Consider the following 16,830-nt stretch of genomic DNA (forward strand, 5'->3'; position numbering starts at 1 on the left):
ATGGGCAACACAGCGATGGAAGGACAGGACGATCTGTTTCAGTTCAGACTCATGACGGTGGAAGACATACCCGATGTGATGGAGATTGAACATGAGGCATTTACCCTCCCTTGGACGGAAGAGGCTTTTCACAATGAACTGAAGCATAATCATTTTGCTAAATATATGGTCATGGAGCACGGCGGCACAGCGATCGGTTATGCAGGCATGTGGACGATTATGGACGAGGCCCACATTACCAATATCGCGGTGAGAAAAGCATATCAGGGTCGCAAGCTGGGCGAGAAATTGCTGGACGAGTTGATGAAAACAGCCGCATACCTCGGCATGGAACGAATGACGCTGGAGGTTAGAGTATCCAATATTGTGGCCCAGAACTTGTATCAGAAAAAAGGGTTTGAATCGGCAGGTCTGCGCAAAGGATACTACTCCGATAATGGAGAGGATGCAATGATCATGTGGGCGGCACTGCCGCCTGTCAGCCGGAGCGGCGAAGAGGAAGGAAGCGTACTGGATTCATGAACGATCTTATAGATAACCAAAGCTCCGCCCCATCCTATATTTTGGCGGTGGAGACCAGCTGTGATGAAACATCGGTAGCGGTGGTCAAGGATGGACATGAAGTGCTGTCCAACCTGATCTCCAGTCAGGTGGAAACACATAAAGCGTTTGGCGGAGTTGTTCCCGAGGTGGCTTCGCGTAAGCACGTTGAAGTCATCACACTGATGCTGGAGCAGGCAATTGAACAGTCCGGCATTCGTGCTCGTGACCTGAGTGCGATTGCAGTTACACAAGGCCCTGGCTTGGTCGGCGCACTGCTTGTGGGAATTGTAGCAGCGAAAACGCTCGCTATGGCCTTGGGCAAACCGCTCATCGGCACACATCATATAGCCGGTCATATTTATGCCAATCGCCTTGTACGGGAACTGCAATATCCGGCAATGGCTCTTGTGGTGTCGGGCGGGCATACGGAGCTTGTGCATCTGGAGTCTGAAGGCAAGTTCAAGCTGATTGGCCGTACACGTGACGATGCTGTGGGTGAAGCGTATGACAAAGTGGCTCGTGCCCTCGGTTGCCCTTATCCGGGTGGACCGCACGTGGACCGTATGGCGTCCGAAGCGGAGCACGCTGTACCTTTGCCAAGGGTGTGGCTTGAAGCAGGGTCATATGACTTCAGTCTCAGCGGATTGAAATCGGCGGTGCTCAATGCACTGAATCAGGCCAAAATGCGCGGTGAAACGTTGGAGCCCTCTGCAGTAGCACGCGGGTTTCAGGAAGCGGTAGTTGAGGTTCTGGTGGAAAAAGCGCTGCGTGCCGTGCGTGAATACGGCTCGCGTCAGCTGCTCCTCTGCGGTGGGGTCGCAGCCAATCGAGGCTTGCGCACAGCGCTGCAGGAACGCTGTGCGAAGGAAGGGCTCGAGCTGGTCATTCCGCCCATGGAGTATTGTACGGATAATGCAGCCATGATTGGAGCGGCTGCTCATCTGAAATGGATTCGCGGGGAGGGTACTGATTTTGATGCAAAGGCAGACCCTGGTCTTTCGCTGGAAGCGTGGTCGGTACAATCCTGAGCACAAAATAAATAGTTGACAGCGGTTTGAGAAGAATGTATATTAGTTACAAATTTAAGGAGATGTTCTCCTGAACCGATGAATGAACTAAACAGATAAACGCAATGAACAGGAACAGTAAGGTTATTCCCGGTCATTAGAGAGCTGCGGGTTGGTGCAACGCAGACGAAGGACACCTGAAACTCACCTGGAAGCGGAACGATGGAACGCAGCTGTGCAGGAAGAAGCCTAAGGCTGAAGCGGCAATTGCAGTATATCGTTACGGTTTGCCCCCGTGAATGGGCCATTGGGATTGATTTTCTTTTACTACAAACCGGGCTGGAGTTGCTCCGTTGTCTGCGTTCAGTTGAAGAAATCAATACACAATACGAGGGGATTTTCAGCCTTTCAATGAACTGTATATCATACAGCACATGATGTGCCAGAGATAGCGGGATTGAACAGGGGGAAGTCAACAAGAGTGGTACCGCGAAGGTGAACAGCCTGTCGTCTCTTGCATTATGCAGGAGATGGCAGGCTTTTTTGATTTTAATTACATAAAACAATATCAGCAAAGGTAATGAACGGGAGCAGTAGAACGGTCAAGGCGCTCAGAGAGCTGCGGGTTGGTGCGACGCAGTGGCTGGAATCGTTTGAATCTCGCCCGGGAACAGAGCTTTGGAAATCTGGAATATGCTGAACGCCCTGCCTTACAAGGGAGCGGTTGTAGACAGTAGTCCATGAGTACAAAGCAACGGCTAACCCCCGTTACAGGGTGTTTCTCTTGAATTAAATGGACTGGACTGGATTCGCAGACAACTGCGTAGTCCGAAGGTACAATGAGTTTGGGAGAACGCGAGGTGGATGGTGTCAGCATAAGCTGGGCCATCAAGCGAGAGTGGTACCGCGGAGGGGAGAATAACCCGCCGTCTCTTTGATGAGATGGCGGGTTATTTGTATTTTTTGCTGCCGGCAGCAGGGTGGGCAAAGGTAACAACCATATGGTGCAAGTTGGAGCAGGAGCATGCAAGACTGATCAGAACATCTGAAGCAAATCAGAGTGTAAGTCGACGTACACTTTGAAACCACATTTAGGACATAAGCTTTGACAGCAAACATATAACAACAGCAGGACGTCTTGATCACAACGAAGGAGTGCTTCGTGAATTTCACTTGATGCAGGTCCATTACTGGTCTTGCACAGACAAACAATTTAATGGAGGATGATAAATATGACAACCAATCCGAACAAACGTATGATTGAAATTTTTGATACAACGCTGCGTGACGGAGAACAGGCACCAGGGGCGAGTCTTCAGCCTGAGCAAAAAATTGAACTGGCACACCAGCTGGCTTCGCTTGGCATTGACGTCATTGAGCCTGGATTCCCGATCTCCAGTCCAGGGGAGTTCGCGGCGGTTCAGGCGATATCGAGACAATTGCAGCAGGTGGAAATTTGCGGGTTTGCACGCGCAGTCAAAGGAGACATCGATGCTGCAGTGAAAGCTACGGCAGATGCTGCCCGGCGCCGGATTCACCTGTTTATTTCCTCGTCCGACATTCATATTGAGCATCAGCTGCGCCGTCCGCGCAGCGAGGTGGTTGCCACCGCAAGGGAAATGGTTTCGTATGCACGCCAGTTTACCGATATCGTCGAGTTCACAGCGATGGATGCTGCGCGTACCAAAATGGATGATCTGATCGAGATGGTTGAAGTAGCCATTGAGGCGGGGGCGAGCATTATCAATCTGCCGGATACCGTTGGTTATGCACTTCCTCATGAGTACGGCGAGATGTTCCGTCGAGTGCGCGAGGGGGCGAGAGGCGGCGATCAGGTTCGATATAGCGCTCACTGTCATAACGATCTGGGCCTTGCTGTAGCGAACAGTCTGGCGGCTATTGCTAACGGGGCATCACAGATTGAAGTGACAATTAACGGAATCGGGGAGCGAACAGGCAACTGTGCTTTGGAAGAGCTGATTATGGCACTGGAGACCCGTGGTGATGTGATCGGCGCAGCGACCAATATCAAGCTCAACCAGCTGTACGAAACTTCCCGTCAGATCAGCCGTGCCATGCATTTTCCGATTGCCTATAACAAGCCGGTTGTTGGACGTAATGCCTTCCAGCATGAATCCGGCATCCATCAGGACGGCCTGCTGAAGAACCGCAACACGTATGAAATTATGGACCCCGAAGCGCTGGGTATTCCGCGCAGCATGATTATTTTGGGCAAACATTCCGGCCGTCATGCTTTGAAGGATCGGGTACGAAAATACGGCTTCGAACCGGATGAGCAGCAGATGGAGCAGCTGTACGAGGTGTTTAAAGAAACTGCGGATCAACAGAAGGTGGTAAGTGATGACCAACTGCTGCAAATGGTCAGCCAAACGATGAACATCCCGGCACAGGACTATGAACTGGTTGAATTGCAGGTTACGGCGGGCAGCATGACAGACCGTATGGCGGCGGTACGCATTCGCACAAGTGCAGGTGAACATTCGTATTCGGCAGTTGGCAGCGGTCCGGTTGATGCGACAATTCAGGCGATTGGTCAGTGTATTTCAGATGACATTACGTTTGTAGACATGGAGATGCATGCGCTCAGCGGTGGAGAGGGAGCCAGTGCCGAAGCTGTGATTACGGTCGAACGTGCGGGGCGTGAATTCCGCGGTACTGCTACACATCATGATATCGTGATGGCGGCAGGACTGGCGTATGTTGCGGCATGTAATGCAGCCGGGCTAAAGGCCGAGTCGGCAGAAAGCGAAGAAGTGTCTGTTCATTAATAGTAAAAAAGTTTCAGTTGTTAGAAGTGTAGTGTCCGTTAATTAAGGGGAAAACGCTATAGCTATACGAAGGGCTCCTGTTGTCATGGCTTGACGACAGGAGCCCTTTTGCATCAAGCAATCTGCAATTTGCTTGTGTAATTTATATTTTTATCAGAGCTTACCAGGACAGATAAGATAGATGAATTATTCCAGCTCCAGGTAGGTGAACACACGTGAGAAGTCTCCACGCATCGTATCTCTGATGTATGCCATAAATACAAACTCGCCATAATTCTCAAACTGAAAGCCGGTTCATGTGATAATTGAATCTGTCAAGGTGTGATTATAGTTATCCACATATCCAGTATAATTTGTTGATAACTGAGGTGAAGGCCTGCACTCAATGTTTTCGAAACAGGTCTTATGTAGGGGATAGAATGCAGCTTTTTTACCCACAAGACTGTGGATAATGTGGATAAAATAGTGGATAAATATGGTTTTTTCATGAAAAGCTTATTCTACCGATGTTTAATTACATGAAAACAAGGCATCAGTTTCTCGTTAGCATGTGGATAAAAGAGGAGCGTGGCCCCAGAAATTTATTTTACGAAAATCGAGAGGATTTGACAAATGTGAAAACATGAGGAGAACTGTTTATCAAAAAAGGCTCAACGTTACTAATGTAACGCTGAGCCTCATTCGTTTGTCTTTTGTTGAATTCACATCAATCCTGTCATAGCTCTGATTACGACCTGAACTCCTAACTAACCCATAGCGAGCGTTTCCCACTCTTCATATGCCTGTGCAAGCTGGGTTTTGTGCTCCTCGGTGGACTGCTGAAGCTCCTGAAGCTTCATATAATCCTGATAAACTTCCGGCAGGGCCATCTGTTCCTCCAGGGCAGTAATTTTCGATTCGAGCTCTGCAATCTGCTGCTCCAGTGCTTCCTGTCTGCGTTGTCTGTTTCGCTCCTCGCGTTTTGCTTGCTTGTCCGCTTCGAAGGAGGCTGCGCCAGATTTCTCGGATGCTGCTGAATTGGCATTTGCTGCTGGAGAAGGCGACTTTGAAGCTGCTTGACGAGCCTCCGCTGCTTCGCGTGCAATCTCCTCCAGCTCCTGTTTTTTCTCGACATAATCATCATAGTTGCCCAGATAATGCTCTGTGCCGCCCGGATGAAGTTCAACGATTCGTTCCGCCATTTTGTTCAGGAAGTACCGGTCATGAGAGATAAACAGCAGTGTGCCTTCGTAATCCATCAACGCAGCCTCAAGCACTTCCTTGGCGAAGAGGTCCAGATGGTTCGTCGGCTCATCGAGAATAAGCACATTGGCTTCCTTTAGCATGAGCTTGGAGAGAGAGACACGTGCCTTCTCCCCGCCGCTGAGCGAGGATATTTTTTTGAGTACATCGTCACCGCTGAACAAAAAGTTGCCGAGTACCGTCCTAATACGGGCTTCTTCCATACCCGGATAAGCACTCCACAGTTCTTCCAAAACGCTATTGGAAGGATTAAGTCCCGTCTGCTCCTGGTCATAATAACCGATCTGCACTTTGGTACCCCATTGAATCTCACCCTTTACGGGACGAAGACTTCCTGTCAGACACTTCAGCATGGTTGATTTTCCGATTCCGTTTGGTCCGATTAACGCTACCGTTTCCCCGCGGCGCAGATCAAAGGACACATTGCGGAACAGCGGTGATCCCTCGTCATATGCAACGGACAGCTGATCTACACGCAGCACTTCTTTGCCTGACATAACGGCAGTCTGGAACGAAAAGTGGGCTTTCTTGAGATCGCCAAGCGGCTTGTCGAGCCGATCCATTTTCTCCAGCGCTTTGCGGCGACTCTGGGCACGCTTCGTGGTTGAAGCGCGTACGATGTTTTTTTGCACAAAGTCTTCCATCTTTGCGATTTCGTCCTGCTGCTTCTCATACTGCTTCATTTGACTTTCGTATTCAGCGGCCTTCAGCTCCATGTAACGGCTATAATTGCCTGTGTATCGCTTGGAGCGATGACGTTCAATTTCAACTATGGTTGTCACGAGTCTGTCCAGGAAGTATCGGTCATGGGATACAACTAACAGTGCGCCAGAATATCCTCTGAGATAGTCCTCAAGCCACGTAAGTGTAGCAATGTCCAGATAGTTCGTCGGCTCGTCCAGCATGAGCAGATCGGGAGCCTGCAGCAGAATGCGAGCAAGAGCGAGGCGGGTCTTCTGACCACCGCTGAGCGTACCAATCGGGGTATCCGGAGAGAATTCACCAAAGCCCATCCCGTGCAGCACGCTGCGAATGCGAGTTTCCATCTCGTACCCGCCGTGATCCTTGAACCAGTCCGAGCGTCTTGCGTAACGCTCCAGCAGGTCGGCATATTGCTTCTCATCCTGCATCATGGCAGGATCGGCAATATCATGCTCCATCTGTCTGAGCTCTGCTTCGGCCTGGGTCAGATGTGCAAAGACATGCATCATTTCATCCCAGATGCTGCGTTCTGACTGCAAACCGCTGTTTTGCGCGAGGTAACCCAGCGTGGTTTCTTTGGATTTGAAAATCTGTCCCCCATCATAGGACATCTCACCAGCGATAATTTTGAGCAATGTAGATTTACCTGCACCATTCACACCAACGAGGCCGATACGCTCGCGTTCTAATATTTGTAAGTTTACGCCGTCCAGAATGGGATCGACACCAAAACGTTTAATAATTCCGGATACTTGCAGCAACATAGAATTAAGTTCCTCCATAGGTCGAGTTCTTGATTAGGGCGTGTCTCAAGACACACCCTGGACACTTACCTCCCAGTTTACATGAAATACAGAGCAAATGCACCGATTGGGAACGAAGCGGGCTTGTAGTCTTTTTGGTCAATCAATGATAAACTGAAAGAAGACATGTTATTACATGAGCATTTTGCAGAAAATGAATCATTTCAAGCTGATCATCCAGATGACATCTTGTCATAACATATAAGTGCAATGAACTGAATGATTTTATTTACCTTCCAGATCAACAGGAGGTTAGTCAGCATTATGCAGGATCATGCGGAACAGAAGAAGCAGCTCAGGGCCCGGCTGAGACAGCTGCGTGAACGAATGAACGAGCAGATGCGTCAGCAAGTGGTCACCCGGATCAATGACGGGTTGAAGCGAGAGCTGGACCGTCTGCGGCTGAACCCGGACAGACAGGTGTCCGGGTCTCTGATGATTTTCAGCTATCTGTCGTATGGAAGTGAGGCATCTACCGTTTTTCTTTTTGAAGAGGGATGGAAAAAGGGGGATGTCATGCTTGCGCCCAAGGTGCTTGCTGATCCGCCTCGCATGGAGCTGCGGCGAGTGAGGGGGCCTCAGGATATCGAACCGGGCATTTGGGGTATACCTGAACCTAAAGCATCCTGCGAAGTATTGCCGCCCGAACACTGGCCGGATATCGATCTGGTGCTGGTACCCGGGCTGGGCTACGACCTTGACGGAGGTCGCATCGGATATGGTGGCGGTTATTATGACCGCTTTGCAGAGAGTCTCGATCAGTACTGTGCCAAACAGGGGAAAAGGCCGCTCATGGCAGCTTTGGTCCTGCCGGGCCAGCTGGAGCCTAACATCCCGATGGACCCGCTTGATCTGCGGCTGGATCTGTTGATAACGCCCGAAGGTATAGTACATATCGAATAAAGGGTTGTGATGTGATTGAACTCAGAAATGAATAATAGTCAGTCCTCAAGCGGGAAGCTGACTCATTTTAATGAGCAGGGACGGGCCAGAATGGTAGACATATCCGGCAAGGATGTGACGGTGCGTACCGCTGTTGCGGTTACGAAAGTCACGATGAACCCGGAGACACTTGAGGCCATTCGCCAAGGACGCATCGGCAAAGGGGATGTTCTGGCGGTAGCTCAGATTGCGGGCATTCAGGGGGCGAAGAAAACGTCTGACTGGATTCCGATGTGTCATCCGCTTGCACTGAATGGTGTGGATATCCGCTTTCACGATAACGGAGTAGACGAGCTTCATATTGAAGTAACGGTCAAAACCGAAGGCAAGACGGGTGTAGAGATGGAGGCACTGACAGCAGCATCGGCGGCAGCACTTACTGTCTATGATATGTGTAAGGCGATGCAAAAGGATATGATTATTGGTCCAACGATGCTGCAATCCAAAAGTGGCGGTAAAAACGGTGATTACAACCGATAAAGAGTATTTATTTTCGTAGAGGAGAAGGGTGATCTTTATGGTGTGGAGAACAGCTATCCTGACAGCCAGTGACAAAGGGGCCCGCGGAGAACGTGAGGATACAAGTGCGCAAGTCATTCGGGAGCTTGTGGAAGAGGAACTCGGCGGTCAGATCGTGGAATATCGGATTGTTCCTGACGAACCGGATGAGATTATCGCGGCTTTAATCGAGATGACAGATTATTTTCACGCCGATCTCGTACTGACAACGGGTGGCACGGAGCTGGCTATTCGTGATATTACACCGGAAGCGACCAGACGTGTCATTGAGCGCGAGGTTCCCGGAATGGCTGAGGCGATGAGAGCCAGTGTGATGGGCAAAAATCGATCAGCTATGCTGTTCCGCGGTGTATGCGGAATTCGCGGTCGTACATTAATTGTGAATCTGCCAGGGACGCCAAAAGGTGTGCATGAGCATCTGGCGGCCATTATGGATCAGCTTCCTGAAGCGCTGCTGATGGTGACGGGCCAATTTAAACAGTAAACTGTGCCTGAAGGTATCTCTTTTGAAAGAAAAGTTGTGCGGGTTGATCATTTTACGGGTTATGTAAGTGGTTACATCTGTGGTATGATGGGCATAAATTCAAATGCAGTTCAGACATCTGATGGACGTGACTTCGAAGTATGAGCATTTTGAAAGCTTGAAACGAGGAGGAAAATCAATGTTAAGTTCCATTGGACCAACAGGTTTTATTTTGCTGGCCGTGATTGCATTGCTGTTGTTTGGGCCTAACAAGCTGCCGGAGCTGGGACGGGCTGTCGGACGTACATTCCGCGAGTTCAAGGAAGGCGCACGTGATATTATTTCGGATGATGATGCTTCCAGCCGCAAAGAGCAGGAAAAAGCGAAACCACTCGCTGCGGAGACTACAACTGCTGAGAAACCTGTGGATAAACGTCTGCCGGAATAATGTCTTGGGCAATGAAAGAGAGATCCCTTCCTGCCGGAAGGGTTTTGTATTTTAAAGCTGAATTCCAGGGGAGGCAGGCATGACGCAGCAAAATGAAGAAATGACGCTTTCGGACCATCTGAGTGAGCTGCGCAAGCGGCTGATCTATGTCCTGAGCATTTTTATTCTAGGCCTGATCGCAGGCTTTTTCGTCGCGGACCCGGTGTATCGTTATCTCACCAAGGCGGAGACGGCTCAGGGCTTTGTATTACATGCCTTTTCCTTCTGGGACGGGATTGGCATCTATATGAAAATTGCCGGGTTATTTTCCCTTGTCATCACGCTGCCGTTTACGGTTTATCAGATTTGGCGGTTTGTTAGCCCCGGTCTGCGGCCGCAGGAGCGCAAGGCTTCTCTGAAGTATGTGCCTTATGTATTCCTGTTGTTTCTGGTCGGTGTTGCTTTCTCATATTATGTTGTTTTTCCGATGGCGCTGGCGTTCACCTCCACCATTACGGAAAAAATGGGACTTGTCGAAACCTATGGCATGAAGCAGTATTTCAGCTTTCTGTTTGGCATTGTACTGCCGGTGTCTCTGCTGTTTGAGCTGCCGCTGCTTATCATGTTCCTGACAGGACTGCGGATTCTGAATCCGATTCGCCTTCGCAAAATGCGCAGAGTTGCCTATTTTGTACTGATCTTTATCGCAGTGGTCGTTACACCGCCGGATTTCATATCCGACCTGCTGGTGATGATTCCGCTGTTGCTGCTTTATGAAATCAGTGTATTTCTATCGGCTGTTGTGTATCGTAAGCAGCTTGCTGCCGATCAGGAGATTGAATCCCGGTATGTGCGTGCAGATGATAAGCAGCATGTGGGGTAGTGAGGGAAGCGACTCCGTCTGCGCCGATCAAAAATATATAGATGCGAGTGAACGTTTGATTCGCTCGTTAAGAGGCCCGGAGCAAAAGGTTGTGCTTGCTTCGGGTCTTTTGTTTCGGTTACATAACGGAAAGCTGAACTGGACATGCAGGCATATTATGGCGGTGAGTGGATACAATGGAGAAGGGGGTTAAGGGACAAGTTTGCATGTGGGCTTGTGAATCTCGTAAAATAGAGAGCGTGAGCATATAACATTCCTCCAGTTGTGCCAGGCTGCACGTAAAACTCGCAAAAATTCATCAAAAAGACTTGAAATCATGCTTCAAGTTGAGTATCATAAAGTTGGTTGTTAGCACTAAACACTGTCGAGTGCTAATACATATGGCTGCAACCTACAAATGCAAGGCTATATAATTTCAAAAGGAGGCTATTTTTCATGATCAGACCTTTAGGTGAACGCGTATTGGTAGAACCACTGGAGCAAGAGCAAACGACTTCTTTCGGGATCGTACTTCCGGACTCCGCCAAAGAAAAACCGCAAGAGGGTAAAATCATTGCAGTTGGTGCGGGTGCATTGAAAGACGGCGTACGTGTAGCTCTGGAAGTGAAAGAAGGAGACCGCGTTATTTTCTCCAAATATGCCGGTACAGAAATCAAATACGAAGGTAAAGAATATTTGATTATGAAAGAGAGCGACATTCACGCGATTCTCGACTAATCTCAAATTTAAATCGGTTAACCGAACGATATAGCAGTACCATTTTATACAATATACCAGGGAGGTTTTCTTAAATGGCTAAAGACATTAAATTCAGTGAAGACGCTCGTCGCTCCATGCTTCGTGGTGTGGATGCATTGGCTAACGCAGTGAAAGTAACGCTCGGACCAAAAGGCCGCAACGTGGTTCTGGAGAAAAAATTCGGAAGCCCGCTCATCACAAATGACGGTGTAACGATTGCAAAAGAAATCGAACTGGAAGATGCATTCGAAAACATGGGTGCACAGCTGGTTAAAGAAGTTGCTACCAAAACGAACGATGTTGCCGGTGACGGTACAACAACTGCAACAGTACTTGCTCAAGCCCTCATCACTGAAGGTTTGAAAAACGTAACTGCAGGCGCAAGCCCAATCGGTATCCGTAAAGGGATCGACAAAGCGGTTAAAGCTGCGGTTGCTGAATTGCAAGCCATCTCCAAACCGGTTGAAGGCAAGCAATCCATCGCACAAGTTGCGGCAATCTCCGCAGCTGACGAAGAAGTAGGCGAACTGATCGCTGAAGCTATGGAAAAAGTAGGTAAAGACGGCGTAATTACCGTTGAAGAATCCCGTGGATTCGCTACTGAGCTTGAAGTGGTTGAAGGTATGCAGTTCGACCGCGGATACATCTCTCCATACATGATCACAGATACGGATAAAATGGAAGCTGTTCTGGACAATCCATACATCCTGATCACAGACAAAAAAATCTCCAGCACACAGGACATCCTGCCATTGCTTGAGAAAATCGTTCAACAAGGCAAACCGCTTGTATTGATCGCTGAAGATATCGAAGGCGAAGCACTGGCGATGCTGGTTGTGAACAAACTGCGTGGTACATTCAATGCTGTAGCGGTTAAAGCTCCAGGATTCGGTGACCGTCGTAAAGCAATGCTGCAAGATATCGCTGCCCTGACTGGTGGTCAAGTGATCACAGAAGAACTGGGTCTGGATCTGAAATCCGCAGTTGTAGAACAACTGGGTACAGCTCGTCAAATCCGTGTAACAAAAGAAAACACAATCATCGTTGACGGAGCTGGTAACAAATCCGATATCGATGCACGTGTTAGCCAAATCCGTACGCAATTGGAAGAAACAACTTCCGAGTTCGACAAAGAGAAGCTGCAAGAGCGTCTGGCTAAATTGTCCGGCGGCGTAGCCGTAATCAAAGTCGGTGCGGCAACTGAAACTGAATTGAAAGAACGCAAACTGCGTATCGAAGATGCCCTGAACGCAACTCGCGCTGCGGTTGAAGAAGGTATCGTATCCGGTGGTGGTACTGCGCTTCTGAACGTATATCAAGCTGTTGCTGGTGTAGCATTGTCCGGTGACGAGCAAACAGGCGTGAACATCGTTCTGAAAGCTCTGGAAGCGCCAATCCGCACAATCGCGGCTAACGCTGGTGAAGAAGGTTCCGTTATCGTGGAACGTCTGAAAAAAGAGCAAGTAGGCGTAGGTTACAACGCTGCAACTGGCGAATGGGTTAACATGATCGAAGCGGGTATCGTTGACCCTGCGAAAGTAACTCGTTCTGCATTGCAAAACGCTGCTTCCGTAGCAGCAATGTTCCTGACTACTGAAGCGGTTATCGCTGACAAGCCAGAACCTGCAGGCGCTGCTGGCGCACCTGACATGAGCGGCATGGGCGGAATGGGCGGCATGATGTAATTGAGGTGTAAAGCCTCGGTTATGCCGACAGAGGAAAGGCTCCCGATAGGGAGCCTTTTTCTTTTTTTTTGCGAAACCATCGTGTTTTCTTGTGCGTATGTTTGAAGATACATAGATTAAATAGGTTACTATAGATAGGAGAGGATCAATTGAGAAAAAGTACAAAGTGGGTTTTGTGGATTCTGGGTTTGATGCTGGCTGCAATCTTTGTTAACTTCTATATGAAGGCCTTTAATATTGCTTATGGACTAATTACTGTTCTGCTCATGTTCTTTACAGGCTGGGGATTTCTGGCCAAGCTGAAAAATGACGTTCGCCAGCATGAAGATCACCACAAACGAATGCATGATTCAGCGATGGATGATATAGATCGTTATACTAGATGAGATGAGGGAAGCTGCACTGCGAACAAGAGAATCTTCGAGTTCTTGCTCAGCGCTAACGATTCCCAGAGACGTTATTTGCTGCTTTTTGAGCTGTTTAGAAATGTAACGATCTCCAGAAACGCTATTTGCCTCGAGTTGGCTAATTGTTGGGCTGGAAGGCTGATTTTTCAAGAAATAAGGTTACTGGAGATCGTTAGAATTTGAAAAGCATGTTTTTGCCCCAAATAAGGCTTCTCAGAATCGTTAGCGTTTGGCCCGTCACGCGGGCTGAAAAAAATCCCTGCCAGCATGATGCCAGCAGGGATTTTTACGGTGGCTATGGGAGGGCAAACTGCCCCCTTAACCACCCCATAGTATTACATCTCAATGCTCTAAACAGGCTTCACCGTAAACGTGAAGTGATACGGACGGTTGGCTTGCAGCGTATACTCTGGATGTGTACGCGCACTCCAGCTGTCGTCGCCGCCAACACCCATCTGCATGTAGTTGATACGGGCGATGGTCTGCGAGCTTACTGGCAATTTGTAGACGTGGTCATTCGCTTCCAGTTCCTCAGGCGACCACGGCAGCGCATTGATTTCAAACGGTGCAGTGGCTTCAAAATACAGACCGCTGCTGCCATGTGCAGCATTACCAGCATTCCCGTCGTTTGCAATACTACCAGCATTTACAGCTTTCTCAGTATTCCCGTCAAGTGAAGCATTTGCAACATTCCCACCAATTACTGCATTCCCGGCAGCTCCATCATTGCCACCAGTACCCCCTACAGCAGAAGTAATGGCTGCAAAACGAACATCCGTTTTGTTGCCGCATTCCTGCGGTTTCAGATATGGCACGAACTGATCGCGAACGGCTCCGGTATAATAGCCGAGGCGTGCGCTGGTCAGGCGGTCGATATAGTTGTCATGCGGGCCACGACCGTACCAGGAGATTGTATCCAGATGATCCTTCAATTCAAACAGCATGCCGAACTCAGGCAGCTCCGGCAGACCTGCACCCGGAACGAGGGTTTGGCTGATTTCCAGCTCGCTATTCGGTTTGATGTGATACGTGATAGACAGCGTAGTTCCGGGGCTGGCATCCCATGTATAATCCGTTGTCACACGACAGCCCTGCTCATCTGTATGATGTTCGAAACGAATCAACTTGCTCGTCGCATGAGCATCGCGCCAGAAGGCAGCACGTTCATTTAGTTTGTTACCCAGATCGTTGTCCGTCATTGCACGCCAGAAGTTTGCACGAGCCGGGGACAGCAGCAGCTCCTGCTGGTTGATCTGATACGAGGTCAGCGCACCGGTGCCTTTGTTGAAGCGTACTGATACATGTCCTGCAACCACGCTGAGCTCATCTTGAGCCTGACCTTCCTGTAGCTCGTTGCTTGCAAGCTCCTGCACCTGAAGCATATCACCTTGCCCCGCAACTACTTGCTGGATTGCACGCAGACGTGGAGATACTACAAATTGCTCCCAGCCAATCTCATGACCTGCTTCCGCCCACTTCTCGGCCTTCTTCGTTATCAGAGAGACAGTGAGTACGGCTTCCGTAAACAGGTCAGACGATGATGTATAAGGAATGTGAACCTCAATGGATTCGCCAGGCTGCGCTGCAATGTCCAGATGTCCTTTTTCAACAGGTACGCCGTTATGGGATAACGTCCAGGCGAGCGCATATTTGTTCAGATCGGTAAACAGGAAATGATTTGTGATGCGAATCAGCCCGGTTTGCAGATCGAGCGCTGACATGCGAACGTTCTGATAGCATTTTTTGACTTCTTCCAGCTTAGGTGTGACCGTTTTATCCGCCAAAATAAGACCGTTACCGCAGAAGTTGCCATCATGCGGCGACTCGCCGAAATCCCCACCATAAGCAAGATATTCTACGCCGTCTGCTGTCTTGGTGCGAATGGATTGATCCACCCAATCCCAGATAAATGCTCCCTGCAAGATTTCATATTTATCAAACATCTCCCAGTACAGGTGCAGACCACCACAGGAGTTGCCCATCGCATGGCTGTATTCACAGATGATATAAGGTTTTTTGTCACCTTTCATGCGTGCATACTGCTCGATATCATTCGGGCTGATGTACATTGTGGATTCAATATCGCTGGCTGAATCAGATGGACGATAGTGGTAAGTACCTTCATAATGCACGAGCCTTGTCGGATCGGCCTGTTTCAAATAGTCGTACATGGCGATGAAGTTGTCTCCACCAAACGATTCATTACCGAGCGACCAGATGATGATGGACGGATGGTTTTTATCCCGCTGGAACATCGAATTACAGCGATCAATGACATTGTCGCGCCATTCCGGCTTGCTTGCCGGGATGTTGTCGTCGTTCATTTCCTTTTGCCCGTAGTACCAGGTACCATGTGTCTCCAGATTCGTCTCGTCAATGACATACAGCCCGTATTCATCACACAGCTCGTACCAGAGCGTCTGATTCGGATAGTGCGAAGTACGCACAGCGTTAACATTGTAGGCTTTCATCAGCTCGATGTCACGAATCATATCCTCACGACCAATGGCGCGTCCAGCGTCCGGGGAGAATTCATGCCGGTTTACCCCTTTGAACACAATGCGTTTGCCGTTGATTTTCATCAAGCCATCCTTGATCTCGAACTTGCGGAATCCGACGCGGCTGCGAACAGCTTCTACTGTTTCCCCTGACGCATTCTGAATGGACAGCACCAAAGTGTACAAATTAGGCGTTTCGGCGCTCCACAAGAGCGGGCTGATCACAGTCGCAGAGAGAGAGAACGTCAATTCTTCTTCATTGGCAAAAGAAACCTCGGCTGCCAGCGGCTCATCCCAAACCACCTGCTGCTCTGCATTATAGAGCTGTGCTTGAACCTTCAAGCCGTGCACATGTTGTCCGGCATGATGATGGTACAGCTTCACATCAAGCTGAAGCTCTGCATCCTGATAGGCCTCATCCAGTTCCGTACGAACAAAGAAATCAGCGATTTGAACCGGGGATGGCGAATGCAGGTAAACCCCGCGGAAAATACCGCTAAGCCGCCAGAAATCCTGATTCTCCAGCCAGCTGGCATCACACCAGCGATAGACTTCGACTGCCAGCTTGTTCTCGCCTTCCGTCAGGTACGCTGTGATATCAAATTCTGCGGGAGTGAAGGTATCCTCACTGTAACCGACAAGCTCTCCGTTCACCCATACATAGAAGGCCGATTCAACACCTTCAAAGTGCAGCAGCACAGGGCGATCTTTCCAGTCCGCAGGGACAGTAAACGTACGAATATATGAACCAACCGGGTTATAGGTTGCTGGTGCGAAAGGCGGTTTTAACTCAGGCTCACGCTCCACCCATGGATACGTCATGTTCGTATAGTGAGGGTAATCATAACCCTGCAGCTGCCAGTTCGAGGGAACACTGATCTCGTCCCAGCTGCTGGCATCATAGTCATTTTCATAAAAGGATGCAATACGCTGCTCTGGCGTTTCCGCAAAGCTGAACCTCCACAAGCCATTCAGAGATTGATACCAGGGAGAAGCGGTAAATTCGCTGGATAATGCTTCTTCTATGGATGGGAACGCTACCATATTGGCATGCGCGGGCAGACGATTCACCTGAAACGTCTCGGGATTGTTGTTCCATTCCGGATATCCGTTAGCCGGAGGGGTGTGCACGAGTTTCTTTCGCATAACAGCAGCTCCTTTGATCATGTTATAATATATTCA

General features: G+C 49.3%; 14 protein-coding genes and 1 other annotated feature. Of the genes, 12 read left to right on the plus strand and 2 right to left on the minus strand.

Annotated features, from left to right (window positions below; all coding sequences use genetic code 11):
- The 3 genes from rimI (at position 1) to ACQSGY_RS17395 (ending at position 4,339) form a co-directional block, all read left to right on the plus strand.
- Positions 1–522, plus strand: a complete 522-nt coding sequence (gene rimI / locus ACQSGY_RS17385; RefSeq protein WP_229729840.1) for a ribosomal protein S18-alanine N-acetyltransferase — start codon at positions 1–3, stop codon at positions 520–522.
- Positions 519–1,571 (plus strand): tRNA (adenosine(37)-N6)-threonylcarbamoyltransferase complex transferase subunit TsaD, encoded by a 1,053-nt coding sequence (gene tsaD / locus ACQSGY_RS17390; protein WP_427179388.1) that lies wholly within the window; start codon positions 519–521, stop codon positions 1,569–1,571. Before rimI ends, tsaD begins: the two co-directional genes overlap by 4 nt.
- Before the next feature lie 550 nt (positions 1,572–2,121).
- Positions 2,122–2,487: a binding site (T-box leader), on the plus strand.
- A gap of 295 nt (positions 2,488–2,782) precedes the next feature.
- Complete coding sequence (locus ACQSGY_RS17395) at positions 2,783–4,339, plus strand: 2-isopropylmalate synthase (RefSeq protein ID WP_216516236.1); 1,557 nt, start codon at positions 2,783–2,785, stop codon at positions 4,337–4,339.
- Positions 4,340–5,085: 746 nt separating this feature from the next.
- On the opposite strand, the gene ACQSGY_RS17400 is transcribed toward ACQSGY_RS17395, so the two are convergent.
- Positions 5,086–7,047 (minus strand): ABC-F family ATP-binding cassette domain-containing protein, encoded by a 1,962-nt coding sequence (locus ACQSGY_RS17400; protein ID WP_427179390.1) that lies wholly within the window; start codon positions 7,045–7,047, stop codon positions 5,086–5,088.
- Between the two features lie 303 nt (positions 7,048–7,350).
- Between ACQSGY_RS17400 and ACQSGY_RS17405 the strand changes: the two genes are divergently transcribed.
- The 9 genes from ACQSGY_RS17405 to ACQSGY_RS17445 all read left to right on the plus strand — a co-directional run bounded on the left by ACQSGY_RS17405 (position 7,351) and on the right by ACQSGY_RS17445 (position 13,129).
- Positions 7,351–7,989 (plus strand): 5-formyltetrahydrofolate cyclo-ligase, encoded by a 639-nt coding sequence (locus tag ACQSGY_RS17405; protein WP_427179392.1) that lies wholly within the window; start codon positions 7,351–7,353, stop codon positions 7,987–7,989.
- A 27-nt stretch (positions 7,990–8,016) separates the two neighbouring features.
- The gene (gene moaC / locus ACQSGY_RS17410; protein WP_427179394.1) at positions 8,017–8,508 is read left to right on the plus strand and encodes a cyclic pyranopterin monophosphate synthase MoaC; all 492 of its coding nucleotides are present in this window, start codon (positions 8,017–8,019) and stop codon (positions 8,506–8,508) included.
- A 37-nt stretch (positions 8,509–8,545) separates the two neighbouring features.
- On the plus strand, positions 8,546–9,031 hold the full coding sequence (locus ACQSGY_RS17415; RefSeq protein ID WP_111270440.1) for a MogA/MoaB family molybdenum cofactor biosynthesis protein: 486 nt from the start codon (positions 8,546–8,548) through the stop codon (positions 9,029–9,031).
- A gap of 178 nt (positions 9,032–9,209) precedes the next feature.
- Positions 9,210–9,458 carry a twin-arginine translocase TatA/TatE family subunit gene (gene tatA / locus ACQSGY_RS17420; RefSeq protein ID WP_111270441.1) on the plus strand — a complete coding sequence of 83 codons (249 nt, stop codon included), beginning with the start codon at positions 9,210–9,212 and terminating at the stop codon, positions 9,456–9,458.
- Positions 9,459–9,537: 79 nt separating this feature from the next.
- On the plus strand, positions 9,538–10,320 hold the full coding sequence (tatC, locus tag ACQSGY_RS17425) for a twin-arginine translocase subunit TatC (protein WP_145403432.1): 783 nt from the start codon (positions 9,538–9,540) through the stop codon (positions 10,318–10,320).
- Positions 10,310–10,513: a hypothetical protein gene (locus tag ACQSGY_RS17430; RefSeq protein WP_427179396.1), complete on the plus strand. Its 204-nt coding sequence runs from the start codon at positions 10,310–10,312 to the stop codon at positions 10,511–10,513. The genes tatC and ACQSGY_RS17430 overlap by 11 nt, the downstream gene beginning before the upstream one ends.
- A gap of 242 nt (positions 10,514–10,755) precedes the next feature.
- Positions 10,756–11,037 (plus strand): co-chaperone GroES, encoded by a 282-nt coding sequence (groES, locus tag ACQSGY_RS17435; RefSeq protein WP_145403430.1) that lies wholly within the window; start codon positions 10,756–10,758, stop codon positions 11,035–11,037.
- 74 nt (positions 11,038–11,111) lie between these two features.
- Positions 11,112–12,743 (plus strand): chaperonin GroEL, encoded by a 1,632-nt coding sequence (gene groL / locus ACQSGY_RS17440; RefSeq protein WP_427179398.1) that lies wholly within the window; start codon positions 11,112–11,114, stop codon positions 12,741–12,743.
- A gap of 149 nt (positions 12,744–12,892) precedes the next feature.
- Entirely contained in the window at positions 12,893–13,129 is a 237-nt protein-coding gene (locus tag ACQSGY_RS17445; RefSeq protein ID WP_145403424.1) for a hypothetical protein, read from the plus strand.
- Between the two features lie 371 nt (positions 13,130–13,500).
- Here the strand turns inward: ACQSGY_RS17445 and ACQSGY_RS17450 are convergent, their stop codons facing one another.
- Positions 13,501–16,794 carry a glycoside hydrolase family 2 TIM barrel-domain containing protein gene (locus ACQSGY_RS17450; RefSeq protein WP_427179401.1) on the minus strand — a complete coding sequence of 1,098 codons (3,294 nt, stop codon included), beginning with the start codon at positions 16,792–16,794 and terminating at the stop codon, positions 13,501–13,503.
- Positions 16,795–16,830: the final 36 nt, after the last annotated feature.

The sequence above is a fragment of the Paenibacillus sp. TC-CSREp1 genome (assembly GCF_050171015.1).
GTDB lineage: Bacteria > Bacillota > Bacilli > Paenibacillales > Paenibacillaceae > Paenibacillus > Paenibacillus silvae.